This is a genomic window from Ignavibacteria bacterium (assembly GCA_025612375.1).
Classification (GTDB): Bacteria; Bacteroidota; Ignavibacteria; order Ignavibacteriales; family SURF-24; genus JAAXKN01.
On the sequence record JAAXKN010000038.1, the window covers coordinates 13,382 to 39,083 of the forward strand.

General features: G+C 45.8%; 16 protein-coding genes. 9 read left to right on the top strand and 7 right to left on the bottom strand.

Going from position 1 to position 25,702, the window contains the following annotated elements:
- Positions 1-31 precede the first annotated feature (31 nt).
- Together HF312_17545 and HF312_17550 are read right to left on the bottom strand one after the other, a co-directional pair.
- Positions 32-1,849: a T9SS type A sorting domain-containing protein gene (locus tag HF312_17545; protein MCU7522023.1), complete on the bottom strand. Its 1,818-nt coding sequence runs from the start codon at positions 1,847-1,849 to the stop codon at positions 32-34.
- 673 nt (positions 1,850-2,522) lie between these two features.
- Complete coding sequence (locus tag HF312_17550; protein MCU7522024.1) at positions 2,523-3,134, bottom strand: DUF4142 domain-containing protein; 612 nt, start codon at positions 3,132-3,134, stop codon at positions 2,523-2,525.
- A gap of 255 nt (positions 3,135-3,389) precedes the next feature.
- Between HF312_17550 and HF312_17555 the strand changes: the two genes are divergently transcribed.
- Complete coding sequence (locus HF312_17555) at positions 3,390-5,291, top strand: HAMP domain-containing protein (GenBank protein MCU7522025.1); 1,902 nt, start codon at positions 3,390-3,392, stop codon at positions 5,289-5,291.
- Between the two features lie 84 nt (positions 5,292-5,375).
- Here the strand turns inward: HF312_17555 and HF312_17560 are convergent, their stop codons facing one another.
- Positions 5,376-7,154 (bottom strand): Na+:solute symporter, encoded by a 1,779-nt coding sequence (locus HF312_17560; protein ID MCU7522026.1) that lies wholly within the window; start codon positions 7,152-7,154, stop codon positions 5,376-5,378.
- A 318-nt stretch (positions 7,155-7,472) separates the two neighbouring features.
- Positions 7,473-8,537 carry a hypothetical protein gene (locus HF312_17565; protein MCU7522027.1) on the bottom strand — a complete coding sequence of 355 codons (1,065 nt, stop codon included), beginning with the start codon at positions 8,535-8,537 and terminating at the stop codon, positions 7,473-7,475.
- 229 nt (positions 8,538-8,766) lie between these two features.
- On the opposite strand from HF312_17565, the gene HF312_17570 reads away from it, so the two are divergent.
- Entirely contained in the window at positions 8,767-9,522 is a 756-nt protein-coding gene (locus HF312_17570; GenBank protein MCU7522028.1) for a hypothetical protein, read from the top strand.
- 68 nt (positions 9,523-9,590) lie between these two features.
- Here HF312_17570 and HF312_17575 read toward each other — a convergent pair whose 3' ends face one another.
- The 3 genes from HF312_17575 to HF312_17585 form a co-directional block, all read right to left on the bottom strand.
- Positions 9,591-11,114 carry an aromatic amino acid lyase gene (locus HF312_17575; protein ID MCU7522029.1) on the bottom strand — a complete coding sequence of 508 codons (1,524 nt, stop codon included), beginning with the start codon at positions 11,112-11,114 and terminating at the stop codon, positions 9,591-9,593.
- A 169-nt stretch (positions 11,115-11,283) separates the two neighbouring features.
- Complete coding sequence (locus HF312_17580) at positions 11,284-12,294, bottom strand: isoaspartyl peptidase/L-asparaginase (protein MCU7522030.1); 1,011 nt, start codon at positions 12,292-12,294, stop codon at positions 11,284-11,286.
- A 122-nt stretch (positions 12,295-12,416) separates the two neighbouring features.
- A complete protein-coding gene (locus HF312_17585; GenBank protein MCU7522031.1) occupies positions 12,417-16,262 on the bottom strand; it encodes a hypothetical protein in 3,846 nt (1,281 codons plus the stop codon).
- Positions 16,263-16,551: 289 nt separating this feature from the next.
- On the opposite strand from HF312_17585, the gene HF312_17590 reads away from it, so the two are divergent.
- The 7 genes from HF312_17590 (at position 16,552) to HF312_17620 (ending at position 25,455) form a co-directional block, all read left to right on the top strand.
- Positions 16,552-17,028, top strand: coding sequence for an Lrp/AsnC family transcriptional regulator (locus HF312_17590; GenBank protein ID MCU7522032.1), 477 nt, complete (start codon positions 16,552-16,554; stop codon positions 17,026-17,028).
- A gap of 215 nt (positions 17,029-17,243) precedes the next feature.
- A complete protein-coding gene (locus HF312_17595; protein MCU7522033.1) occupies positions 17,244-18,602 on the top strand; it encodes an NAD-dependent succinate-semialdehyde dehydrogenase in 1,359 nt (452 codons plus the stop codon).
- A 51-nt stretch (positions 18,603-18,653) separates the two neighbouring features.
- Positions 18,654-19,046 (top strand): hypothetical protein, encoded by a 393-nt coding sequence (locus HF312_17600; GenBank protein ID MCU7522034.1) that lies wholly within the window; start codon positions 18,654-18,656, stop codon positions 19,044-19,046.
- A 172-nt stretch (positions 19,047-19,218) separates the two neighbouring features.
- Positions 19,219-19,752: a hypothetical protein gene (locus tag HF312_17605; protein MCU7522035.1), complete on the top strand. Its 534-nt coding sequence runs from the start codon at positions 19,219-19,221 to the stop codon at positions 19,750-19,752.
- 166 nt (positions 19,753-19,918) lie between these two features.
- Positions 19,919-20,764, top strand: coding sequence for an alpha/beta hydrolase (locus HF312_17610; protein ID MCU7522036.1), 846 nt, complete (start codon positions 19,919-19,921; stop codon positions 20,762-20,764).
- A gap of 262 nt (positions 20,765-21,026) precedes the next feature.
- Complete coding sequence (locus HF312_17615) at positions 21,027-23,840, top strand: insulinase family protein (GenBank protein ID MCU7522037.1); 2,814 nt, start codon at positions 21,027-21,029, stop codon at positions 23,838-23,840.
- Positions 23,841-24,333: 493 nt separating this feature from the next.
- Positions 24,334-25,455, top strand: a complete 1,122-nt coding sequence (locus tag HF312_17620) for a hypothetical protein (GenBank protein MCU7522038.1) — start codon at positions 24,334-24,336, stop codon at positions 25,453-25,455.
- Positions 25,456-25,702 lie beyond the last annotated feature (247 nt).

Consider the following 25,702-nt stretch of genomic DNA (forward strand, 5'->3'; position numbering starts at 1 on the left):
AGGTCCCGGGCTAGTCATAAAACGTCGAACGTTATTTCACTAACAGCATCTTCTTCACGCTCTTGAACTCCTGCCCGTTGTAGGGAGACCTGGCGTCTATGGCGTAAAAATACAGGCCCGAGGGCAGTTCACTTGCCTCAAACCTAACCTCGTATACTCCCTGATGCTGCACCCCGTTTACAAGCTCACGTATCACCTTACCCAGTGAATTGTAAACCGTCAGCTTTACGCTGCTCTCAAAGGGAATGGCGTAATTGATCTTTGTCGAGGGGTTAAAAGGATTCGGGTAGTTCTGGAACAGGTCAAATTCCAATGGCAGCATCCCCCCTTCAGTCTCAACCGAGCTTATTGTGGTAACATTAGCCTCGTTGCTGTACTGCGAGGCGGCCGCGGCGTTGAAAGACTTTATGCGGTAAATATATGTCGTTCCCATCTGAACGGTGGTGTCTATAAAACTCGTCTTGTTGGCCAGGGCGGTGTCAACTGTTTCATAACTGCCCGTGGCCTTTCTTTCTATAATAAAGCCCGCCTCGTTATCCGAATTGTCGCTCCAGATGAGCTTTACTTTCTTTAAGCCGTATGAACTGGCTGCAAGGCCGTCGGGACGGACCATTACCGTAACAAAACTGCATGCGTTCGAATACGGGCTCGATCCCGTGACATTCTTTGCGCTTACCCGCCAGTAATACCTTGTCCCGTTCTTAAGATTATAGATCTCCTGCGAGGTTTTGGTTATTGTCGAGTCTTCAAAGAGTATAGTGGAAAAATCGTTTTTTTCTGACACCTGCAGGTGGTACATAAGCGCGTTCGGTGCAGTATTCCACATCAGCGTTATGGTTACGGGCTGGAAAGTCGACCCGTCGGCAGGCGAAGCAAGTATCGGCACGTTCGGCATAGGCTTAATTGTTGTGAAATTCCACGTGTCGGAAAATATTCCCGCGTTATTGCCCTGCTTTGCCCTGACCCGCCAGTAGTATGTTGTACCGTTCGATAAAGGCGGGAGATCCCGGGAAGTCTCTTTTACGGCCGCGTCCTCAAAGAATATGGTGGAAAAAGCAGGAAGCGTTGAAACCTGCAGCTGATAGCTGTCGGCAAATGCAACGGGTTTCCATTTCAATGTAACATTCAGGGGCTGGTTGTTCGACGAATTTGCCGGGGATAATAGCGGCGTCTGCGCCATTACAACTGAAAACTTCCACACATCCGACCAGTCGCTAAGCCCCCCTTTATTGTACGCGTTTACGCGCCAGAAGTATTTCATGCCGTTTTTAAGTCCGCTTATCTGCATGGAATTGGTCTTAAGTGTGTCAATGTGATGCGTTACATTATTAAAGAACGTGTCTGCCGCAAGCTCCAGCGTGTAGATCTTTGCCCCTTCCGCGGGGTACCACTTGAAAAGAATGCTCTGAGGCTGGCCGGTAAGGCCGTCCGAGGGGGACTGAAGTACAGGTTTCGGGGGTGCGGCCGATACAGTTGTAAATCCCCATGTAACCGACCACGGGCTTTCCTGCCCGAAGTAGTCGATGGCTTTAACCCTCCAGTAGTATTTCCTGTTATTCTGAAGCCACCACAGCTCGCGGTAAATTGCTGTAACAACGGTATCCCTTACACCGGAATAAAAAAGGCTGTCGTTAGCAACCATAACCTCGTAAGAAATTGCGTCTGAAATAGTAGACCAGCTTACCGACTGCGTAAGCGGCCTGTCAACCGACTGGTTGGCGGGTGAATAGAGCTGCGGCGCCTCAGGCACTAAAAGCGCATTAAGAGAACCTGTGTATTCGGAGGCAAAATTGATCGTGGAATTCAGGAAAATATAACATAACATTAACAGCATACTTGTCCGTTTCATGGCTACCCTCTCTGTATGTTGATATATAGTCAGTATTTATGGCTTATTTAAGCATAAATTTATTAAAAGCCGTGTCTGTGTTTTTAGGCCTGTTATGTTTTGAAAGAACATGGTTTTACCCGCGTGCATTAAAATACTGCAGGTACTTTTAATTATAAATTTCCTGGAATAACTTGCAAGTGCGCACGTCACTAAGTGCTGGAGGGTAAAAGACTTGCAAATATTAAAGCGCTAAAAACCACGGCAGTGGTTTTCTATCTGTAGCCCAGGGTTTGCCGCCAACGCCGAAGGCGGGGGCCAAAACCCTGGGTAAATATCAAAAATCCCCCACCCCACAAAACCACGTAGTGGTTTTATGTCTGTTACATGCGCGTTTAATATTGCGGGATTCCGGTAACATATATAAAACCACTGACGTGGTTTTTTGTGGGTGGTGGTTGTTATTAAAACCCAGGGTGTCTACATCCCCTTCGGGGATTTGATACCCTGGGCTACAGATAGAAAACCACTATCGTGGTTTTACAGGCGGAATTCCGGATATTCAAATATTCTACGGGGTTTTCAATCTTAGGACATATAAAAAAGGGGCAAATACGACAAAACCTGCCGGAAAAGTTTCATATTTCAAAAACTTTCTCCGGCAGGTTATGCCTGTCAGGTTAAAAAACGGGATTTATTTATTTCCCATCTTGTCCTGTATATCCTGTGCCATTTTCAGGTGCTGGCGCAGTGTAGGAAGTGTTTTCTGGGCAAACTGCTTCAGCTCGGGGCTTTGTGCATTCTGAGCCATATCCTCGAAGTTCTTGATATCCTTTTGGTGGTCTTTTACCATCATATCAATGTACTCCTTGTCAAAGTCGCTGCCCGAGAGCTTGGAAAGCTTATCCACGTCGTCGCGGTTCTCATCTTTGAGGGCCGCGGGAACGGGGATGTTTTCCTTTGCGGCAATGGATTTCAGCTCATCGTTCGCCTTGGAGTGATCATCAATCATCCTGCGCCCGAAATCCTTTACTTCCTGGCTCGAGGCATTCTGAACGGCCATTGTACCCAGCTCAACTTCCATCATTCCTCCGCTTGCGGCGTCAGAAACGAACTCCTGGTTAACACTGGAGGCCGTTGATCCGGTTCTTGAGGATCCGGTTGCGCCAGTGTTATCAGTCGTCCCTCCTGTACCGGTGCCTGTTGTGGAGCCGGTGCCGCTGCCGGTGGTGGACCTTGTAGTTGAACATGCATCTATAAAGAACAGCATTGCGATCAAAGCTAATATTACTGATAACTTTTTCATCTTTCTCACTCCTCCTTTTTGTTATTGAACAAACCTTCCCATAGTCACATATTAATCAAAATCGGCCTTTTCATGCCTAAATATTAACTTAACGAGTTTTATTTTAATTGCAATGCTATATTTTTTAGCTCCCCCGGCGTGAAAAGAAAGCCGGACTTATTAATTATTATGCAAATAAGGCCGGAAAGCCTTAAATTATGCCGTCCGGTTTTTCGATAATAAACTACTTTTTATAACTTATTCTTACGAAGTAAAATGAAAATTAAAAGGATCCGTGACTGGGGAGTCTTCTCTAAAATCCTGAGCTTCAGCATTTTCTTTTCCGTATGCCTTTGGGGGGCGTTTGAATTCTATTTCCTTCCTCAAATAGAAGACAATATATACGAAAATAAAAAACTGGGACTTAAAAATGTGCTGGACGCTACCTGCTCTATACTCGAAAACCTGCAGAGTAAAGTTGATAACGGCACGATGACACAGGACAGCGCGAAGGCCGTGGCCTTCAACCTGATACAGAATATGAAATTTCACGAAAAGGACTACCTTTTTGTTAATGACCTCGACGGATACTGCCGCGTTTCGCGCAATATGGCAAACGTCGGGAAGTTTGTAGGCAACGATCACGACGATATGGGGAACTACACACAGAGGATCTGGAGCAGCATGAGCGAGGAAAAAGGGGGAGGCTCAACTATCTTCCATTATATGAAAGAAAATGGAATGGTCTCCAAACTCTACTGTTTTGAACTCTTCCGCCCATGGCGCTGGATTGTGGTTAACGGCATGATGATTAAGGATATTCAAAAAGAAGTTTCCGAGGTCAGAAATAACTTCTATCTTGCCATACTACTGATTACCCTTCTTACCCTTGGAAGCGCTTTCTTTTATGCACGGAATATCTCAAAACCTATTAAAATGCTTTCCGACGGCGCCCAGAAGGTCTCGCGCGGCGATTATACGGCTACAGTCTCAATTAACAGCCGGAACGAGGTAGGACAGCTGGCCGAGGCGTTTAACGCAATGGTAGAAAATATACGTAAGCTGGTCGACCAGTTTAAGCAGAAAAAAGACGAGGCCGAAGAGGCGGCACAGCAGGCTGAAAAAGCCAAGACCGAGGCACTGGAACAGAGCCGCTACCTCAGCGAAAGCACAAACGAAATGCTGCGCGCAATTGAAAAGCTGGCCGAAGGCGACCTTACAGTTTCTCTTACAGCCCGGAAGCAGGATGATGTGGGAAGGCTTTATAACGGATTTAACAGGGCGCTTGGAAGAATAAGACAGATGTTTGAAAATATAGTTGAAGCCGTCAGCGCAACTGCCAGTGCAACAGGCGAGATCTCATCAAGCACCGAGGAAATGGCAGCAAACTCCAGCCAGCAGACTATGCAGGCCGCCGAAGTAGCCGGGGCAGTTGAAGAGATGACAAGAACTATACTTGCAAGTACGGAAAATTCCAGGACCGCAGCAGGCTCGGCTTCGGAAAATGGCGAAATGGCGCGTCAGGGCGGACAGATTGTAATTGAAACCATTAACGGAATGAATAAAATTGCCGAGGTGGTCTTAAGCGCCGCTGAAACGGTTGAAAAACTTGGCACCAGCAGCAGCCAGATCGGCGAAATTATACAGGTAATTGACGATATTGCAGACCAGACTAATCTGCTTGCCTTAAACGCCGCAATTGAGGCTGCCCGTGCCGGTGAGCAGGGACGCGGTTTTGCCGTCGTAGCGGATGAAGTGCGCAAACTTGCCGAGCGTACAACGAAGGCTACAAAGGAAATTGCGCTTATGATCAATAAAATACAGCAGGATACGGAACTTGCGGTATCTTCAATAAAACAGGGTACAGCGGAAGTTGAAAGGGGTAAAAACCTGGCTGAAAAAGCGGGAAAATCGCTGAAGGAAATCATTGTCGGGACTGAAAAGGGAGCCGACCTCATCAATCAGCTTGCACAGGCAAGCGAGCAGCAGGCTGCAACAAGCGAAGAGATGAGCAAAAATATCGAAGGCATCAGCACCTCAATCAGGCAGTCGTCCTCAGGCATTCAGGAGATTGCCAGAGCCTCCGAAGGCCTCAACCGCCTAACAATGAACCTGCAGGAGATGATCTCAAAGTTCACAATCTCAGAAGAAAATGAATCAGGTTTGAGAAGAAGTTAATATAAGTAAGACAGTAATAAAAAAGGGAGAGGCTGCTTAAATGCGGCCTCTCCCTTTATTTTTATAAGCTGTTTTTGACTGAGATTATGCGCTCAGGGTTTCCCAGCCTTTTCTGTTCATATTGTAATAAATCAATCCGCCGAAGAAAATTCCTATAGCGAGCAGCACTATGCCTAAGAGGGTATCTCCCAGAACAATGCGTCCCACACCAAAAAGAGTGCAGTATATCATAATTACACCGCTTACCCAGTTCATGAGGTTGAACAGACCGTCTTTCTGGGGAACTATGTCTGTAGCCTGCTTTGCAATGGGAGCCCACATGGTTGCATTAGGACGTACCCTGCGGTAGAATGAAAGAAGAACTTCATTCGGCTCGGGCTTTGTCAAAAATGTAACTGTAAGCCATACGGCTGTGGTAACGCCGGTTGTAATTAAGAGAAGATAAGCAAAATCTTTCGGGTTGCTTTCGGTCAGACCGAAACCGAACTGCAGTACAAGTGAAACAACGAACGCTGAAGCCATGGCTGAAATTTCGCTCCATGCGTTAATTCTCCACCAGAACCAGCGGAGTATGTATACAAGGCCTGTTCCGGCGCCGATGGCCATAAGGAACTGCCATGCGCTTGCAATTGAATCCATATAGAAGGTTACAATAGCCGATAATATCATAAGAACCATTGTAACAACCTGTGAGAACTTAACGTAGTGCTTTTCGCTCTTTTCAGGAATGAACCTTCTGTAAACGTCGTTTACAAGGTAGCTTGCACCCCAGTTAAGCTGTGTGCCTATGGTTGACATGTAAGCCGCAGCAAAAGCCGCAAGCATAAGTCCCCTGAAGTAAGCCGGAAGGTCGCTTATTAAAATTCTTATATATCCCGATTCCGGATCGGCATGGAAAGCAGGATCGTTATTATAGCGCACCACTGCAACAAGGGCTACAATCACCCACGGCCAGGGGCGGAGGGCGTAATGAGCAATGTTGAACCAGAGTGTTGCAAGAAGTGAATGCTTTTCGTTCTTTGCGCAGAAGATTCTCTGTGCAACGTATCCGCCGCCGCCGGGCTCGGCACCGGGGTACCAGCTTGCCCACCAGTTTACGGCAATAAATACAAAGAACGTTATCATCGGCATCCAAGTCGAGTTCAGATCGGGCACAAATGACAAAATTGAGCTTGAAGGATCACGGCTCTGATCGATCTCATGCAGCTTTGTAACAAGCGTACCCATGCCGCCTGTAGCCGAAACGGCATAAACTGCAAGGAGGATAACCATACTCATTTTCAGGAAGAACTGGAACATGTCTGTCCAGAGTACGCCCCAGAGGCCTGAAAGAGATGAAATTGAAGCCGTAATGAACATAATTAAAATTGCAAAGAAGAGGGCTTCGATCTTTGAGATGCCGAGAACGGACATCATGATCTTAACGATAGCCAGGTTAACCCAGCCCATAATGATCAGGTTGATCGGAAGTCCCAGATAAATTGCGCGGAATATGCGCAGGAAAGCCGCCGGTTTACCGTGATAGCGGATTTCGGCAAACTCAACGTCAGTCAACACCCCGGCGCGGCGCCAGAGTTTTGCATAGAAAAATACGGTCAGCATTCCGCTGAAAACCATGCTCCACCAGATCCAGTTGCCTGCAATGCCGTTACGGGCAACGAGGCCTGTTACAACAAGCGGGGTATCGGCGGCAAAGGTAGTGGCGACCATGGAAGTACCTGCCAGCCACCAGCTGACATTACGACCCGAGACGAAGAAGTCGCTTACGCTTTGCGTAGCTCTTTTGCGGAGATAAAGAGCCACAGCCAGGTTGAAAAGAAAATACAAGGCAATTACCAGCCAGTCAACATAATTTAGCTGCATTTAGGAATCTCCAGTTTAATAGTCTTAAATAATAAGGGCAGTCCAACAAAAAACAATATATCGAGTGCAAAGTTAAATAATATTGAAAAATAAACAAAAGAGGGGATTCAAATTCCCACAGAAATCTTTTTATAAAATTGTGCTTGACATTTGCCCGTCCCCCACGGTCTGAAGGCCGTGGCTATTCATCTGAGAAAAGCCCTCCGCGGAGGGTTTCAAATTGAGCCCTCCTTGGAGGGCTTTCTCAGCCTGAATAGCCACGAGCTTTAGCTCGTGGAGCCCGAAATCAAAAAAGATAGGGGCTTCAGCCCCCGATTCTCATTTCTTCTGCCGGAAATCCGAGGCCTTTACGCCGGGGGCCCTGTAGCGCCTCCAGTATCGGGTAAGAGATGTGTAGGTGAAAAAATCGCTGATCACTCTGTTCTTTATCATAAAATGAAGCACATGGTAGGCTATGAACAAAAAGAGCATCCGAAAGCTCCAGCCGGCGGCTTTATATAATAGATCAAACGCAAGTCCCGAAGCCCCGAAGAAGTATTTTGAAGCTATTGCCGTAAGCCAGAACGAATATGGTATAAAGGATAAAACGATAAACGCTAAAACAACAAATGTATGCGCCGTCTGTATCGAGTTCTTAGGACATATATTCATGCACCTCATGCAGCTTTCGCACTTAAACGACCAGTAGGGGCGCCCGTCCATGATCTTAAGAGCTCCCGTTGGGCATTCCTCCTCGCAGAGCCTGCAGCTGCCGCAGTCCGCTGAAGCGATAAACGACTTTGCAAGTATAAAGCGCCCGAAGAAAGTATACCCTATTGCAACAGGAATTACAGCAATGTCTATGGGAAGTGACCAAAGCCCCCTATAGACTCTTTTTCCCGCCAGTATCCTTTCAGAGAAATTATCTATTACGCCCCGGCACCTTTCAACAATTGAGTCCACAGTTTTCTTATTAAGTCCCGGATGGATAGATATCCAGTTTGAAGGCATATCCAGGGGGAGGAGGCCTTTAATGTTAAAGCCCTTTATTTTAAGCACGAACATTGCAAGAAGCTGTGCCATGCCGCTGAGCCCGGGAGTAAACCATCTGCCTGCTTTCATTCCGGCTCTTGTATTCATTAGGAAAGCATCCTGTTTAGGGGCGAGCGGGAATTTGAGCATAAATTTCAGCATTATCCACGGCAGGCTGAAGCCGTGCGTGGGATAAAGAAACCCAATCAGCGTTTTGCCTTCATGAAAAGGAATGGAAGGCTTCTTAAAGCGGTCAATCGGGACGAGTGAAGTTTTAATTCCCATGGAATCTGCCTTTGCTGCCATCCACCTTGCCGCGGTAAGCGCATTGCCCGTCCCGCTGAAATAATATATAATGAGGCTATTGTACATTCTGATTGGGCTTCAATGTTTGGTAAAAGATGATGGAATAAATTATGTAATTCCGCAGCAAAAGACAAAAGGGGGAAATGTCTGCTTCTGTATACATTGTAAGTACATTTGTTTGTACAATATTTCCCGCGGGGGATAATACAAATCCGCATTAATCCCAAAATATTAATCTTTTATAATGGGCATGGATTTTGACCTCACAACATTAAATATTTAATCAGAGGCAAAAATGACCCGCAGGCTGAAACCTTTAGCTCTTGTTTTAATTGTATTCATTTCATTTCTGCAGTTTAACTGCGCAGGCTCGGCGGTCTACAGGCTATCCCCCATCGACGCTGAACCTGTCTGGGATTATGGCCGCGAGGTGATAGGCAAAGAGGATAATCAGGGTAAGGTCCATTTGAGCCTTGTGGAAGTGCAGGAAGGCCGTTTTGTCTTTCTTGTTAACTACGAAAACCTTACTGAAAAACCGGTCCTGCTCGATCCCGGAGAAATTTATTATGAGCCATTCCGTGACAGCATCCCTAAGAATACACGCTCTGCCGGGAGGATCTATGCCGTGGATCCCGAGCTGAAACTTGCGGGAATAGAAAAGGAATCGAACGATATGGAGGCCAGTGAAAGAACCCGCCTTACCCTTAGCGCCATAGGCAGTACAATTGACCTGGTGGGTTCCATAGCTTCAATAGGCACAAAACGCTCGGCTGAGGAATTGAAAAAAGAGGAAAAAGAGCGCGAGGAAAGAAGAATTGCGGATGAAAACGCGGAAATCAGCTACGAGAACAACAAGACAAAGCTTGGCGGTGAAAAAGACTACTGGATGAACGATGTGCTAAGAAAGGTAACCGTATTCCCGGGTGAAAAGGAAGGGGGATTTTTTCACATACCAATCCGGCGTGATGCTGAATTTATAAGGCTTGTAATACCTGCAGGCGGAAACGAATACTCATTTGACTACAGGCAATACAAGGTAAAAACATTTTAACCCCCTCAAAAAACAAAACCCCGTGGTGCCAGGAACCATTTCCTGGCGCCTCAACGGGGTTACCAATTTTATTCCAGGCTCCCAACAGCCCTTTCAACTTCCTCCAGTATCTCGCAGCTCTTTACCACCTCTTTCATTTTTGTGTGATCGGGATACAGGGGCCTGTCTTCTTCCAAGTGAGCGACATATTTGCGTACAATATTCTTTGCCGTGCATACTCCTGTGCCGGGATTGAATTCCCTGAAATCCAGAGCCTGGCTTGCGGCAATAAACTCTATTCCCAGAACGCCGTACGCGTTATCAAGTATCTGGGCGTTCTTGATTGCCGTATTCATTCCCATCGAGACAAAATCCTCCTGGTCGGCAGCCGCGGGAATTGACTGAATGGAAGCCGGGTTTGAGAGTATCCTCTGCTCCGCTATCAGTGTATCCGCCGTGTACTGGCTCAGCATGAGGCCTGAGAACATGCCGGCTCCCCTGGTTAAAAACGCAGGAAGGCCAATGCTTAAGGCGGGATTAAGAAGACGGTTTAGCCTGCGCTCGGATAAAATGCTTACCATTGTTATTGCGGCGCCTGCCATATCCATCGGGAGGGAGACTGGTGTGCCCTGGAAGTTGGCTCCCGTAAGGGTCAGCTTTTCCTCGGGAAGAAATATAGGGTTATCCCCTACGCCGTTAAGCTCTGTCTCAACCTGCTCTTTAGCGTATGCCAGGGCGTCGTGTGCCGCGCCAATTACCTGGGGCGTTGAGCGCATGGAATACGCGTCCTGGACTTTCATTTTGAGTTTCCCCGTTAAAAGGTCGCTTCCTTCAATACACTTCATAATGGAGTGTGCGCTTCTAACGGCGCCTTTGAAGCCGCGGATTTCATGCAGGCGGCTGTCGTAGGGTTTCATGTTTGCGTAAAGGGCTTCAAGAGTCATTGCGCAGGCAATTTCGGCCTGTTTAAGAAAACGGTTCATGTCGTAAAGGTGAATTGCGCTCATTGCGGTAAGGAGGTTGCTTCCGTTAATGGTTGCCAGGCCGTCGCGCGCCTGAAGTCCGGGTATCGCAATGCCCGCGCGGTCGAAAGCCTCGCGCCCGGGAAGCCTTTCGCCTTTATAGAAAGCCTCTCCTTCACCCATCATCAGAAGCGCAATCTGCGACATTGGCGCCAGATCGCCGCAGGCGCCAACCGATCCCTTCTGGCAGACGACGGGTGTAACGCCTTTATTCAGCATCTGGACAAGTGTAAGAGTGACCTCGGGCCTTACGCCGGAGTTGCCATGGGCATGGACGTTAATTCTGCCTGCCATGGCGCCTCTTACGTATTCGATTGGCGCGGGCTCCCCGATTCCCGCCGAGTGATTATAGATGAGATATTTCTGAAACTGTTTTACCTGCTCGTCGTCGAGCACCACTTCAGAGAATTCCCCTATGCCGGTATTAACGCCGTACATTATTTCGTGAGTGCGGATTTTCTCTTCCAGCATTTTGCGGCAGAGATTAATGCGCTGCAGTGCCTCGGGGCTTAATTCCACTTTCTCGTTGCGGCGTGCAATTCTGACGAGTTTTTCAATTGTGAGACCTGAACCGGAAAGTACAACAGACATAACAACTCTCCTTTATTTATGGTAAATGTTCATGCCTATGCGAAACGGTCAATCCCGGATGATCTGTGGCTAAAGCCCAACGGAGGGGGAATCTCCGGGTACCCCGAGCTAAAGCTCGGGTCTAGTCAATTGAGAAAGCCCGCTAAAGCAGGCTCATAAGAACGTCGAACTATTTATAGATCTCGATCTCAATCGTCCCGTCTTCTTTTATATAGCCGCGGTACATGCCTTCGGTGTTAAAGGGCATGGCTATGTTGCCCTGTCTGTCGAGCGCAATTACGCCGCCGTCGCCGCCAAGGTCTTTAAGCTTTTTATTGATGACGAAGTCGGCCGCATCCTGGAGGCTCATCTCCTTATATTCCATTAAAGCCGAGATGTCGTATGAAACTACGTTGCGTATAAAATATTCGCCGTAGCCCGTTGCGGACACAGCACAGGTTTTGTTGTTTGCGTATGTGCCGGCCCCTATTATCGGGCTGTCGCCAACTCTCCCGTATTTTTTGTTCGTCATGCCTCCGGTTGAAGTGCCGGCGGCAAGGTTGCCTGAACGGTCGAGCGCAACACAGCCCACGGTGCCGAATTTGTAATCGTTTACCACTTTCTCATGGATGCCCATTTTGTGACCCTGAATGGAATCCTGTCTTTCTTTTTCCTTTATCTTCTGGAGCTGCTCATATCTTTTTTCATAGTAGAAGTAGCTCTCCGGCATCATGGTCATTCCCTGGCTTCTGGCAAATTCCTCTGCGCCGTCGCCTGTCATAATAACGTGCGGCGATTTTTCCATTACAAGGCGGGCGAGGTTAATAGGGTTTTTAATGTGGTGCACTCCCGCAACGGCGCCTGCCATGAGGGTCTTGCCGTCCATAATGGCCGCGTCCATTTCATTCTGTCCCTTGCTGTTGAATACGGCGCCTTTACCGGCATTAAACAATGGAGAGTCTTCCATTACATTAATTGCAGCCGTTACAGCGTCCAGGCTTGAGCCGTTACTTTTCAGTACATTGCTTCCGGCCGCGAGGGCTTCTTTCAGTTTTGCGCGTATGGAGTCTTCCTCCGCCTGCGTCATCATGCCTTTTACGATTGTGCCTGCCCCGCCATGTACAACAAGAACGTATTTATTCTGTGCCTGAAGGAGGGTAAAATTAAAAAGGAAAAGTGTTATAAATAAAAACCTTAACATGGCTCTTTCTCCCCTTTAATGGATAAAATAAATTGCAGATGAAAGTTAAAGCTGTAAACTAAAGAGTTAAAGAAAGAAAGTCAAAGCGATAAAATGGGAGGGTTCCGGAAGAAACTACAGCCTCATAGCTTCCGCGCAACAACGACGACGGATTTTATGGTGTCGGCAACAATATTGCTGCTGTCCAGGGCCTGAAGGAGAACTATGTAAATCCCCATCCTTAAGGGGCTTCCGTCCTCACCCATGCCGTCAAAGACAAATGAGCCTTTGCTGCCGTATCCCGCGGGTGTAATCGTTCTTACCAGGCGGCCCTGACTGTCGAATATTTTTACCACTACGCCCGTAACGCCTTCGGAAAGGTTGTAGTTTATTATTGTGAAATCTTCAAAGCCGTCGTTGTCGGGAGAAAATGGATTGGGCAGTATTGAAAAACGGGCTTCTGCTTTTTGATTAAGTACAAATATGCTGTTGAGCCTTCCCGGGGTGGCCCCTTCTTTTGCTACGCACGTGCGCCAGTTGCAGGGATCATTGGAGCTTAAGAGCGGATTTATCCTCTCAAGCGAGCGGTCGCGTGTAGCCTCAACTGTTTTTGAGTGCCATGAACTGAGGTAGTAAACGGAATCCACCGTGTTCTTAAAGCCATCCTTAAGAAGGATACGCCCGCCCTGGTTCGTAAGGCCGAGCGATGTGAGATTCTTAATCGTATAATGCGCCGAGTCCTGAAGCCATTTGTAATTCCTGAATACCATGCTGTCGGAAGCTATAACAAAATATCCTCCCTTGGAAAGCCTGAAACTGCCATCGGTAAGATAAAATGAAGCGCCTTCGTTATTTATTATTTTCCAGTTCGCAAGGTCTATCTCTTCGCCTGAAGTGTTGCAGATCTCAATAAATTCGGAATTACTTTTCCCCGGCTCGTACATTATTTCATTTATAACTGCGGAATTTCTTTGGTAGCTGTGAAGCCCGATAGCCGAATTGGTTTTACCCGGCGTGCCGCCTCCTAAGCCTGAAGATACTATCCAGTTTGTACTGTCGCAGGTGTCTTCTGTAAATGAAATCCTTTCTATTGAGGAGTATTTCCTGTCGCACCACGAGCCCATGTATTTGAGGCTGTCAATTACTTTTCCCTTAAGGTCGCGGATAACAATTACGTCTCCCGTGTTATTTAATGAGCCGAAGCGCGTAATGAATATGCTTTTACCCGTACTCTCATGGCTTTTTAAGAGAGATGAATCCTTCGCAATAATTATAAATTCCCCGGGATAAACAGGTGCGCATTCTGCGGTAATTCCGGCCTCTGAAAACTGCGGGATAAACTGGCATACTTTCCAGCCTTTTAAGTCAAGCGTATCGCTGGAGACATTTACAAGTTCAAGCCACTCGCTTTCTCCTGAGTGAGGCGCAAACATTACTTCATTAATCAGAAGCGCGTTTCTGCCGTAGCCCGGTTCAATAAGCCTCTGCAAATAGTTGTTTGTAGTGTCCTTATCCATGTCATATGAAATAAGGGCGGAAACATACATCCCTCTTTTAAGCCCCTGAAGCAGGTTCTCAAAATTTAATGTGATGGTATCCGAACTTTCCAGCGACGGCACTTCCGCCGCGGCGATGGAATTATAGACTCCTGAATTATAGCTCCTGGAATAAAGTTTTACCTGGAAATTCTCTGCCTCCTTAAGCCCCGGGTTGGAAATTGAAACACTTATGGAAACATTGTCTCCCGAGAGGGGTTCCTTTGGCCCGGTTGAAATTTCTTCCAATGCAAGATCGTACTCTTTACGGGTAACGCTGTTAACTTTGCCGGGTGTGCTTTTCTCCGGGGATCTGCTGAAAGACCAGTTGTCTATGGAGGCTGAAGGCTTATTTATTTCTTTGCGCTCAAGTGAATACCCGGCCTTTGCTCCCGCGGGAGTTATATAAGCTGCGGAATCAATTACAGTGCCTTTGGCGTCTTTTATTATTACGCCGTCTTTATCGTTATTGAAAGGCGGCAGAGCGGGGTAAATTATTTTTGATGGAATATTTTTGTGGAATGTATGAATAAGCGAGTCCCGGCTTAGCACCATAAAGCATCCGGGCTGAATGAATTCATCTTTTCTGCTTAATATGATACTCGATGGTGCGGCATATACGTCGCAGACACTCCACCCTTTAAGATTAACTGAATCCAGCGAGGTATTATAAATCTCTATCCACTCGGGCTCAGGACTTTCAGGCATGTACATAATCTCATTTACCGCAATTGTATTGAAAGGGTATGAAGGAAGAGCCTGCTTTACAAGTTCGTTGTTCGCGGGGTTTTCATCATTGTCCGTAAGTATCCTTACAACAAATATCCTTTCATTTAGAAGTATTTCGGAATAGCCGAACTGAAAGACCAGGCTGTCTTCGGGATTAAGGTGCAGAGCTCCGGATTCGGAAAGTTTTTCTTCCTTCTGAAGGCTGTCACTTCTGCCCAAAAATAACTGCAGGCGGAAATCCATAGGGTTCCTTCCTGTATTCATTACTTTTGCCGTAAGGGCAATTCTGCTTCCGGAGAACGGGTTCCCGGGCCTGAGGATTACTTCTCTAAGCTCAAGATCACGGTCCAGCCTGCGGACAGAATTTGGTTTTCCGGGCGTTGCCTTAAAGGGTGAAACCGATATCTTCCAGTTTGATGCCTCCACGGAGGGGCCTGACGGGTCCACCCTTTCAAGTGAACGCCCCGTGCCGTAAGGCGCCTTAAATTCCAGGCTGTCTATTATAAGTCCCGTGGAATCACTGAGGACTATCATGTCACCATCATTATTTAACTGCGGCAGGCTGCACTTTATTATTTCTGAAGGGATATCGTAGTAGTTCCGGAGCGTGGAGTCGCGGCTTAATACAACAAAACTTCCTGCCTTAAGAAGAAAGTTTTTTCTTATTATATAGCTTTGTGTTACCCTGTCGGAAACCTTCCAGTTCTTTAAGTTTACGGTGGAATTGGATGGATTAAAAAGCTCAATCCATTCGGGCTCTCCCGTAGAAGGGGCAAACATAATTTCATTTATTACGAGGTCATTGTACCTGCCTGCAATGGGGCTTACGCTGAAATTAAGTGTTCTTTTATTATTGACGGGAATTTCATCCTTGGGGAAATTAACCATTCCTGTTATCCTGCAGCTTCCGCCCGGAAGCCCCGCAAGCCTAAAAGTCAGAATGGCTGAATCCTTTGCCGCAAGGATGCTCACCCTGTCCGAGTATACCTTTTCAGTTGCCGCAGAATCCATATCTGTTTCCAGAAATGCCTCAACCTGGAAATCCTCCGCGTTTTTTATTCCAAAGTTTTTCACCGTAAGGCTTAAGCTTATTGCCTCATCCTGCTTCGGGTAAAGGGGTGACAACTTTATTGCCGAAAGGCTCAGGTCAAAGTCCCTGGGGGTTACGGAATTCCTGTAGCCCGGTGTACCTCCCTGCAGAAGCGAATTTGCCCAGTTGGATGGGGCATTGCCTTCATCCGGAATTATCTTTTCGTCAGAGATTCCCGCCTTGTTATCGGCTGAATAGCTGTAGGTGTCCAGCGTATCGGACTTTGAATTTAGGATAGAAACGTTTCTATTTGCGGTGTTAGACATGCCGGATGATCCGAAGCTGCCGCTTTTGATCTTAAGAAGGAGTGCGCCTTCGGGAACGAGACCATGATAAACGCCTGAGGAAATGTCGTAATCACCTTCAAATATAACGGCGTATGAACGGGGTTTAAGAGCAAGCCCCATGCCTGAAGAGATAATTGTATCGGGACGGGAGGTGTAGTACTTTACGGCAAAACCTGTCAAGTCCACGGCCTTATCATAGTCGGAATTGAAGATTTCCACGTACTCGTTATTGCCCGAAAGTCCGTAGAACATGACCTCGGAAATCTTAACGGAGCCTTGCGGAAAAGCTGCATTTGGAACAATAAAGAACAGTACACAGAACAGCGAAAAAGTATACTTACTTTTCATAAAACCCCCGATAGTTTGCCTCCTGAGTGCCACGAACTACCAACGGGGAACAGTTTTTGCGCACCCCTCTCCCTCCCGACTATTTAAAATACACGGGAATTTGTAAAAAGCAAACCGGACGGGTAAATATAAAACGGAAAAAAGGACATTATGGCGTATTAATGTTATAATTTTAATAAAATCTTTAAATAATATTTGCACGATCAAGAAAATAGCTGTATATTATTAGAGTAAAAAATATTTATTCTAAATATTATTCGGGGCTGGCCCGGCTTAAACACCTGACGCAATGAAGCTCGACGAAACTGACAGGAAAATACTCGAAAGACTGCAGACTGACGCAAACATTACAAATGCGCAGTTGGCCTCGGAATTTAACATCTCCCCGGCCGGAATGCTCGACAGGGTAAAACGCCTGGAAAATTCAGGTATTATAAGACGTTATGTGGCCCTTGTGGACGCGGAAAAAGCTGGTAAGGGGATGTGGGCTTTTACTTCGGTGTCTTTATCGGTGCACCAGGTTAATTCCCTCGAGAACTTTAGGGAAGAAGTAAAAAACTTCAGCGAAGTGCTCGAATGCTATTATGTTGCCGGAGAAGAGGATTTTATTCTTAAGGTCGCTCTTAAAGATATGAGGGAATATGAGGAATTTCTCCTGCACAAGCTGACAAAAATACCAGGCGTCAACAAAATTAAAACTACTTTTGTACTCTCTTCTGTCAAGTTCGATACAAAAATCGACGTGGCTGTTAATAATAAAGATTAAGGATGTTATACACTCTGTAGAATTTTCGCAAAACAAATACTCTCTGTATAAAACCGAACCCCTGGCTTTCGCTGAGCTAAGGGGTTTTTTATTTATGGATTATTTAATAGATTCTGTTTATTATATTCTGAGTAGTTGTATGGCGTAAGGAAGGCCCGGAATATTTTTCGGCCCTGCCTTAATTTTATAATTTTCCGGAGGAGATCTTTATGTCAATGAAGGCTGTAAATCCGGCAACAGAAGAAGTAATTGCAACCTACGATGAACTTACCGAAGACCAGGTTAACGTCGAAATAGACAGATCCTATGATGCTTTCCATGAATGGAAACGAAAAACCTTCCCCGAACGGCGCGACCACATGCTTAAAGCCGCCGGCATTTTAAGAGACAACCGTTCAAGCTATGCTAAAATACTGACCCTCGAAATGGGTAAACCGGTAAATCAGGCCATGTCGGAAGTGGAAAAGTGCGCCTGGGTATGTGAATATTATGCCGGAAACGCCGAAAGGATACTGGGACGCGAAAACGCGGAAACCGACGGCTCGGAAAGTTACGTGCAGTTTGACCCCCTGGGCGTCATACTTGCCGTCATGCCCTGGAACTTCCCCTACTGGCAGGTCTTCCGTTTTGCCGCCCCGGCATTGATGGCCGGTAACGTGGGACTCTTAAAGCATTCCTCCAACGTCCCAATGAGCGCAATGGCAATTGAGGAGGTTTTTACCAAGGCGGGTTTCCCTCCGAACGTATTTAAGACACTCATGGTCGGATCCAACATGATTGAAAAAATCATTTCGCACCCGAAGGTAATGGCGGCAACTCTTACAGGAAGCGACGGCGCAGGGCGCCAGGTGGCTTCCATTGCAGGACGCAACCTCAAGAAAACCGTGCTTGAACTTGGCGGAAGCGACGCCTTTATTGTACTTAAAGATGCGGATATAAACGAGGCCGCCAAAACCGCCGTGGCCTCAAGAATTATTAATACGGGGCAGAGCTGCATTGCGGCAAAAAGATTTATTGTCGTAAAAGACGTTTTAAGAGATTTTGAAAGCAGGTTTATTTCAATTGTAAAGGACCTTAAAATAGGCGACCCGATGGATGAACGTAACGACGTGGGCCCTATTGCCAGAGAGGACCTGATGCAGGAGCTCGACAGGCAGGTGCAGGAATCGGTTAAAATGGGCGCCCGCCTTGTTACAGGCGGCAAAAGGCTCGGCATGAAGGGCTACTTTTATCCAGTTACTGTACTTACCAACGTTACTAAAGGCATGCCCGCCTACGAAGAGGAGACCTTCGGCCCCATTGCCGCAATTATTCAGGCTGAAGATGAGGCAGATGCCATTAGAATTGCAAACGATACCGAATTCGGGCTGGGGGCAAACCTGTGGACACAGGATATAGAAAGGGCAAAACGCCTGGCTCACTCTATTGAGGCTGGCTCCATTTTTATTAACGGCATGGTCCATTCAGACCCCAGGCTTCCTTTCGGCGGAATTAAAAACTCGGGCTACGGGCGCGAACTTGCCCATTACGGCATTAAGGAATTTGTGAATATTAAAACCGTCTGGATTAAATAGATACCGGCTTAAGAGTTTTAAGAAATAAATTATTACCGGAGGGGTTTTGTTATGTTAAAACTTAAAATCACCGCTGTAATTACACTGATTCTTGGCCTTATATCCATGGTGTGGATATTTTATGACTATTTTGCCCTTACAAACATAGTCTATAACCCGGGGCAGGACATGACCGATATGCGCAAAATCGTTACTCTCGGCTTTATTCCCATCATTCTTTTTCATTTTGCTTTCTTTACAACAATGTACTTTTTGTTTGATTTCCTGAAAAAACAGAAGCCTATAATTAAAGAACATGCCCGCCTTAAGGCCGATCAGCTGAAGGCTGAAGGGTTAAAAGCTGAAAAGCCGGTGTCAGGAGAGCTAAATCCGGGGCAGATGAAATCAGGGAATATTAAGACTGATGTTCCCGGTAAGGATAAGGATAAAAACATTTATCCCTGAGTCTTAAAAAACCTAAAGTCTTAAAATAAGCGCAGTTCCCCTGCCCATAACTCTTACTTCTGAAATGAGGAAATAATTAATTTTTAAAAAATTATGTTTTCTCATCCTTTAATTATTATTTTTGCAGTCGTAAGAAATCCTAATGCATTAAATTTTTAATCCCAGGGACAAAATGAAGAAGGAAGAAAAAAATAAAAAACCGGCAGAAGAGAAAGAAAAAAAGCCGGTATTTGTTTCAAAAAGAGTTAACAGAAGCTATATACAGAAAATCAGTTCAACGCCCGATAAAATTTTCCCGCTCCTGTGTCCCAGAAGAGAGCTCGACTGGCTCGACGGCTGGCATTATGAAATGATCTATTCGGAATCAGGCTTTGCCGAAGAAGGCGCGGTTTTTAAGACCAAGCACGAAGGCGAGATAAACACGATCTGGACAGTTACAAAATACGACAGGGAAAACTACGAGATTGAATTCGTAAGAATGACCTGGGAAGTGGTGGTCGTAAGGATTAAAATGCGCATTGAGGATAACCGCGACGGCTCCTCCAACCTCCATGTTGAATACATCTTTACGCCTATTACAGAAAAAGGCAACGAGTTCATTGACGGCAAGTCGGCTCGTCAGTTCCTGGAGATGATGAAGTGGTGGGAAAAATCTCTGAACTACTATCTTGAAACAGGCGGAAAGCTCCTGGCTCTCAAATTATAGGACTTTTCCCCCGGTAATTGTGCCGGAAACTTGTGATAATAAAATCTGTAGACTTAATGAAACTTTCAGCGCCCTGTTTTTTGTTACGGCTAAAAAGTAATGCAACAAAAATACACGACAGACGGTAGAATATAATAAGCTGAATTTTAATTAGGATTCTGATTGGATGATACACAGGGAATTTAACTGGATAACAGAAGACGGCGCTGCGATCTACGGACAGATGTGGCAGCCTGAGGATGAAATTAAAGGCGTGGTCTGCCTTATTCACGGTCTGGGCGAGCACTGCAGCCGCTATAAAATACTCCCCCTTAAACTGACAGATGAAGGTTTTGCGCTCATTGCTTTCGACCAGTACGGTCATGGGCGCTCTGAGGGAAAAAGGGGTCATGCCCCGTCATATGAAGCGATGATGGAAAATATTTCGCGCCTGCTTGAACAGGCGGCGCTCCATTTCCCGGGTAAAGACCTCTTCCTCTACGGCCACAGCATGGGAGGAAACCTTGTTATCAACTACGCACTTCGCTACAGGCCTGAGATTAAAGGCGTTATTGCCACGGGGCCCTGGCTTAAGCTTGCCAAACCTCCTAAACCGGCACTCGTTTCTATGGTTAAATGGCTGGATAAATACTGGCCGAGCCTTAGGTTATGGAACGGCATAAAGCCCAGGAAACTTTCCCATAAGGAAAACGCCTCCGGCGGGCAAAGGCAGAGGGACCCATATCTCCACCCCTGGATTTCCATTCACACTTTCTTAGGCGTCCATGAGGCCGGAGAGTATGCCTTAAAGCACGCCTCAGAGTTCAGCTACCCGTTACTGATACTACACGGCGGCGAGGACCATATTACCTCGGCAGAAAGCAGCCGTGAATTTGCCTCCAAAAATAAGGAGTACTGCACTCTTAAGATATTCCCCGGGCTTTACCACGAAATCCACAATGAGCCGCACAGCGAAGAGATCTTCCCGGCAATAGTGGACTGGCTACAAATAGGTATCCGCGAGCGCGGATAGAAAGGAAAAACCTGGTACTGCTTTAAAAATTGTCCTATCCGCATAGCGGATATATATTTGTAGAAAAATGTATCCAATACCAATTCAGAACCGCGTAGCGGTTCTATATTTGTAGGGGTCCATATTTGTACAATTATCCATCCTTTCCTTGTTATTGGTCCTCTTATTCCTTAATTTAATTCTCGCACAATTGAACTTACTGAACCCTTTCGTTTTGAAATCTCGGTCTTAATCATATATCCTTCAAACTATCGGAGATAAAATGAAACGAATTCTTTTATCCTTTTCAGCTTTTTTCTTTATCCTTTTCTTTAACCTGAATGCCCAGGAAGTTAGCCTGGATAGCAAACTGCCTGTTGACCCCGAAATTAAAACGGGTAAACTTTCAAACGGCATGACGTACTACATAAAAAAGAACCTTAAGCCCGAAAAAAGGGCCGAACTGCGCCTTGTAGTTAACGCCGGCGCGATTCAGGAAGACGACATACAAAACGGCCTGGCACACTTTTCTGAGCATATGGCCTTTAACGGCACGAAAAATTTCAAGAAGCAGGAAGTCATTAATTTCATGGAGTCTATAGGCATGCGCTTCGGCCCCGAGGTTAATGCCTACACCTCGTTCGACGAAACGGTCTATATGCTGCAGGTCCCAACAGACACGATGAAAATCCTTGAGAAGGGATTCCAGGTCCTGGAGGAATGGGCGCACAACGTGAGCTATGATAACGAGGAGATTGACAAGGAAAGAGGCGTTATAATTGAAGAATGGCGCTTAGGGCGCGGCGCCGAGGCAAGAATGTGGGATAAACAGTCCACCATAATTTTCAAAGGCTCAAAATATGCCGTGCACAACGTGATTGGTCAAAAAGAAATACTGGAAAAGTTTGACTATGAGACTCTGAAAAAGTTCTATAGGGACTGGTACCGCCCCGACCTGATGGCGGTTGTTGCCGTGGGTGACTTTGATGTAAATACCATAGAACAAATAATTAAAAGCCGCTTCTCCGGCATTGAAGCTCCAAAAAATCCAAGGGAGCACACTTTAAGCCCTGTGCCCGACCATAAGGAGCCGTATTTTGCGATAGCCTCCGACAAGGAAGCCTCCAGTAGTTCTGTGTCAATTTACTACATGAGGCCGGTTGAGACTGATGTTACAGTTAAAGACTACAGGCGTAGAATTGTTGAGAACCTTTATAACAGCATGTTCAATAAGCGCCTTTATGAGCTCTCAAAACAAGCCGATCCTCCCTTTATCAGTGCATACTCAGGAAAATATGATATCGTAAAAACAAAGAGCAGCTACATTCTTGGAGCCATGTTTAAAGATAACGGAGTAAACAAGGCTCTTGAAACACTGCTCAGGGAAGCTAAAAGAGTGGACCAGTTCGGCTTTACGCAAAGTGAACTCGAGCGTCAGAAAAAAGAAACTCTGAGATGGATAGAGCAGGCATTTAAAGAAAAGGACAAGATGGAAAACGTCAGGTATGCCTCCGAATACGTCCAGAATTTCCTTATGAATGAACCTATCCCCGGCATAGCTTATGAATATGAGCTTTATAAGAAATTTGTTCCTGAGATTACTCTTGAGGAAATAAACAAGCTTGCCAGCGACTTCATACGCGACGAAAACCGCGTGGTTACGGTAAATATGCCTGAAAAAGAAGGCGTGGCAATCCCCAAGGAAGAAGAACTTGCAAAGATCTTTGAGGCCTCTTCGAAAGAGACTGTAACGGCCTACGTCGATAAGACGGTTTCGGATGACCTCCTGGATAAGGCTCCAACTCCGGGCAAAATAACATCGGAAAAAAAGCGTGATGATCTGGGTCTTACGGAACTTACACTTTCAAACGGCGTGAAGGTGGTCTTAAAGCCAACAGACTTCAAGAATGATGAAATCCTGTTTATGTCGTACTCCAGGGGTGGGAATTCACTTGCTCCGGACAGCGACTATGTATCGGCTGCCCTTTCCTCGCCCATTATTACTGAGGGCGGAGTTGGAAAGTTCGACCAGATTCAGCTTCGGAAAGTTCTTTCAGGCAAGGTGGTAAGGGTAAATCCTTCCATAGCCGATATACAGGAGGGAGTCTCGGGCTCCGGAAGCGCGGCTGATATGGAAACCATGTTTAAGCTCATTTATCTTTACGTAACTTCGCCCCGCATGGACTCGACGGCATTCCTATCCTTTAAGGGGAGAATGAAGGCCTACCTTGAGAACAGGAGCCTCGATCCTTACTCGGCTCTTCAGGATACCTTTAACCTGACGCTCTGGAACTATCACTTCCGCTCTAATCCCTGGACGGTAAAAACCCTGGACAAGATAGACCTTAAGAAAGCATTTAATTTCTACAAGGACCGCTTCAGCGACGCGGGCGATTTTACATTCTTTTTCGTAGGCAATTTCGACGTTGAGAAGATAAAGCCGTTCCTTCAAACATATCTCGGCAGCCTCCCTTCAACCGGAAGAAAAGAAAGCTGGAAGGATACCAAAATGGAGTACGCCAGGGGCGTTATAGAAAAGCAGATATATAAGGGAATTGAACCCAAAAGCCAGGTTGTTTTAAGCTTTAACGGGCCTTTGGAATGGACGCAGCAGAATATATACGACTTGGGAGCGATGGCCGACGTGCTGGATATTAAGCTCCGCGAGGTAATAAGGGAAGAAAAAGGAGGAACCTACGGCGTAAGCGTGAACCATGGAGTCAGCCATTACCCGAAGGAGGGCTACAGCCTTAATATTTCTTTCGGCTGCGACCCGAAGAAAGCCGCGGAGCTTACTAAGGCGGTCTTTATGCAGCTGGACAGCCTGAAGAATTTCGGCCCTGCCCAGACATACATACAGAAGGTAAAAGAGACGCACATAAGATCGAGGGAGACCTCCTTAAAGAGGAACGAAGTGTGGCTTAACAGCCTCCTGGGCGCTTATTCCAACGATGAGGACCCGAAAGAGATCCTTGATTACATCAAGCTCATTGAGAATATTTCGGCTAAGGAAGTCCAGACTGCGGCACAAAAGTACCTGGACGATAAAAACTACATTATTGTGGTGCTTTACCCCGAAGGCTTTAAGGGGAGCTAAAAAAAATCCTGTAAAATCCTGAAATATTAAAGGCGGAGACATTTTCTCCGCCTTTTGAGTTTGTCCTCCAGGCTGTCCAGCCTTTCTAAGATCCTGCTCATGAACTCTTCTTCTATGTCCCTTAGGCTACAACGAATAATTTGCCAATACCTCAGGGTTACATAATTTATTAGTCAACTCGACTTGCTATATTATTTCTTGACATAAAATATTATAAGTCTTAAGTTAACGCACAAGATTTATATGATACTTTCACCTGCTGCTTAAAAGAGTATATAACTACAATTATGGAACTATGGTTTTAGGCAATTTACAGCAGGAATATTTATTCATAGCACTTAATTTTTATTTCCTTTCCGAAAAGTCTTATTTTTAGATAAATAGAACAGTCACATTCTGTTGATCCGGAATGATAAACGTTTCCGGCTCTCTCTCTCTCTCTCTCTCTTTCAGCTTTAATAACAAATTGTTTTTGTCTTTACCAGAGGTAAATATGTTAGCATCATTTAAGCGCTACTCCATTCTTTTAACTCTTTGCAGTATGCTGATTATGTCTGCCATATCGTGCAAGAAATCCCCGGTTGCCCCGGTTGAAGCGGGAAGTGGGAATTATGATGTGTGTTATATAAAACTTGCAGGTCTTAATTGGGAGGTTTTCCTCAATTCTGCAGGAGGAACTAATTCTCTTAATATCTCAAAAGGTGAATACGAAGATTCATCGCCTTACTGGTCACCGGATGGAAGATACATCCTTTACAATCATCATTATTATACCAGCTCTTCCACAGGAGGAGTGACACTTTTGCTTTGCGACCTGGAAAAAGACAGCACCAGGAATCTTACTTCTGAGGTAAACTATTCGCCGAGTGCTCTTGGCTTCACTCCCGATGGTAAAAAGATCATCTATGGAGTCCATGTAATAGGTGAAAAAAACCGTATATATACCATGAACTTGGACGGGACACAGAAAAGAAAGCTCCTGGATTTTGATGCCGTTGTTTTCTTCTATCCAGACAGCTATACTTTTCTTTACTGGATGCCTGATGCCCCGACAGCGGAATATCATAAGATATATAAGAGCAATCTGGATGGGACCATGAATATTGAGGTCCTGGATCTGAAGGACTGGGGAGAAAATGCAGGGCTTTGCGATATATCTCCATCAAAGAATGAAGTGATCTTCACGATATCCAATGAACCCCTAAACTGCGATTTCCTCCTAAGATATAACTTCAGTTCACATGAGTGTGATACACTCTACCGCTCAGAAACTAACTATCAGATTCTTTCAGCACAGTATTCAAATGATTACTCGAAAATATGTTTTGAGGAAATAGGAAATAGCAGCTCGTCCAAAACCCGCCTCCGTTTAATAGAAGGAAGCTCAAATATGTTACTTGCTGAAATGAAATTTCCCGAGATGCTGAATCTTCAAGAAGGAGCATTTTCTCCCAACGGGAATAATATCCTTTTCCGGAAGTTTACAATTGTGACAGGCGGGGGAGTTATGCAGAAAAGCAAGCTCTATTCAATAAACGTTTCTACCAAAGAGATGCGATTCATTGAAGACGACGTAGAACCGCGGATTCAATGGAATCCCAAATCAGAATATTGATTACGAAAAAAAGTAACTAGCGATATATGAACCTTAGGTCCTAATAAATCCATCATTACTAAATATCGGAGGATATAATGCACAATCATCAAAAGTTCCTCTTAACTTTTTTACTTGTTGTATTTTTCAGTAGTTATTTATATTCGCAATCGGGTAAAATTTCGGAATCGGTCCCGGGAAAGCAAAAAGATCTATGCCCTCTGTGCCTATATTAGTGAGACAAAAAATAATAAAAAAACAGTTAACT

Coding starts and splice junctions, on each gene's coding strand:
- HF312_17565 (MCU7522027.1), bottom strand. CDS start 8,537: ATGTACAATAGCCTCATTATATATTATTTCAGCGGGACGGGCAATGCG.
- HF312_17605 (MCU7522035.1), top strand. CDS start 19,219: ATGAAGAAGGAAGAAAAAAATAAAAAACCGGCAGAAGAGAAAGAAAAA.
- HF312_17595 (MCU7522033.1), top strand. CDS start 17,244: ATGAAGGCTGTAAATCCGGCAACAGAAGAAGTAATTGCAACCTACGAT.
- HF312_17610 (MCU7522036.1), top strand. CDS start 19,919: ATGATACACAGGGAATTTAACTGGATAACAGAAGACGGCGCTGCGATC.
- HF312_17570 (MCU7522028.1), top strand. CDS start 8,767: ATGACCCGCAGGCTGAAACCTTTAGCTCTTGTTTTAATTGTATTCATT.
- HF312_17550 (MCU7522024.1), bottom strand. CDS start 3,134: ATGAAAAAGTTATCAGTAATATTAGCTTTGATCGCAATGCTGTTCTTT.
- HF312_17600 (MCU7522034.1), top strand. CDS start 18,654: ATGTTAAAACTTAAAATCACCGCTGTAATTACACTGATTCTTGGCCTT.
- HF312_17545 (MCU7522023.1), bottom strand. CDS start 1,849: ATGAAACGGACAAGTATGCTGTTAATGTTATGTTATATTTTCCTGAAT.
- HF312_17555 (MCU7522025.1), top strand. CDS start 3,390: ATGAAAATTAAAAGGATCCGTGACTGGGGAGTCTTCTCTAAAATCCTG.
- HF312_17620 (MCU7522038.1), top strand. CDS start 24,334: ATGTTAGCATCATTTAAGCGCTACTCCATTCTTTTAACTCTTTGCAGT.
- HF312_17590 (MCU7522032.1), top strand. CDS start 16,552: ATGAAGCTCGACGAAACTGACAGGAAAATACTCGAAAGACTGCAGACT.
- HF312_17575 (MCU7522029.1), bottom strand. CDS start 11,114: ATGTCTGTTGTACTTTCCGGTTCAGGTCTCACAATTGAAAAACTCGTC.
- HF312_17560 (MCU7522026.1), bottom strand. CDS start 7,154: ATGCAGCTAAATTATGTTGACTGGCTGGTAATTGCCTTGTATTTTCTT.
- HF312_17585 (MCU7522031.1), bottom strand. CDS start 16,262: ATGAAAAGTAAGTATACTTTTTCGCTGTTCTGTGTACTGTTCTTTATT.
- HF312_17615 (MCU7522037.1), top strand. CDS start 21,027: ATGAAACGAATTCTTTTATCCTTTTCAGCTTTTTTCTTTATCCTTTTC.
- HF312_17580 (MCU7522030.1), bottom strand. CDS start 12,294: ATGTTAAGGTTTTTATTTATAACACTTTTCCTTTTTAATTTTACCCTC.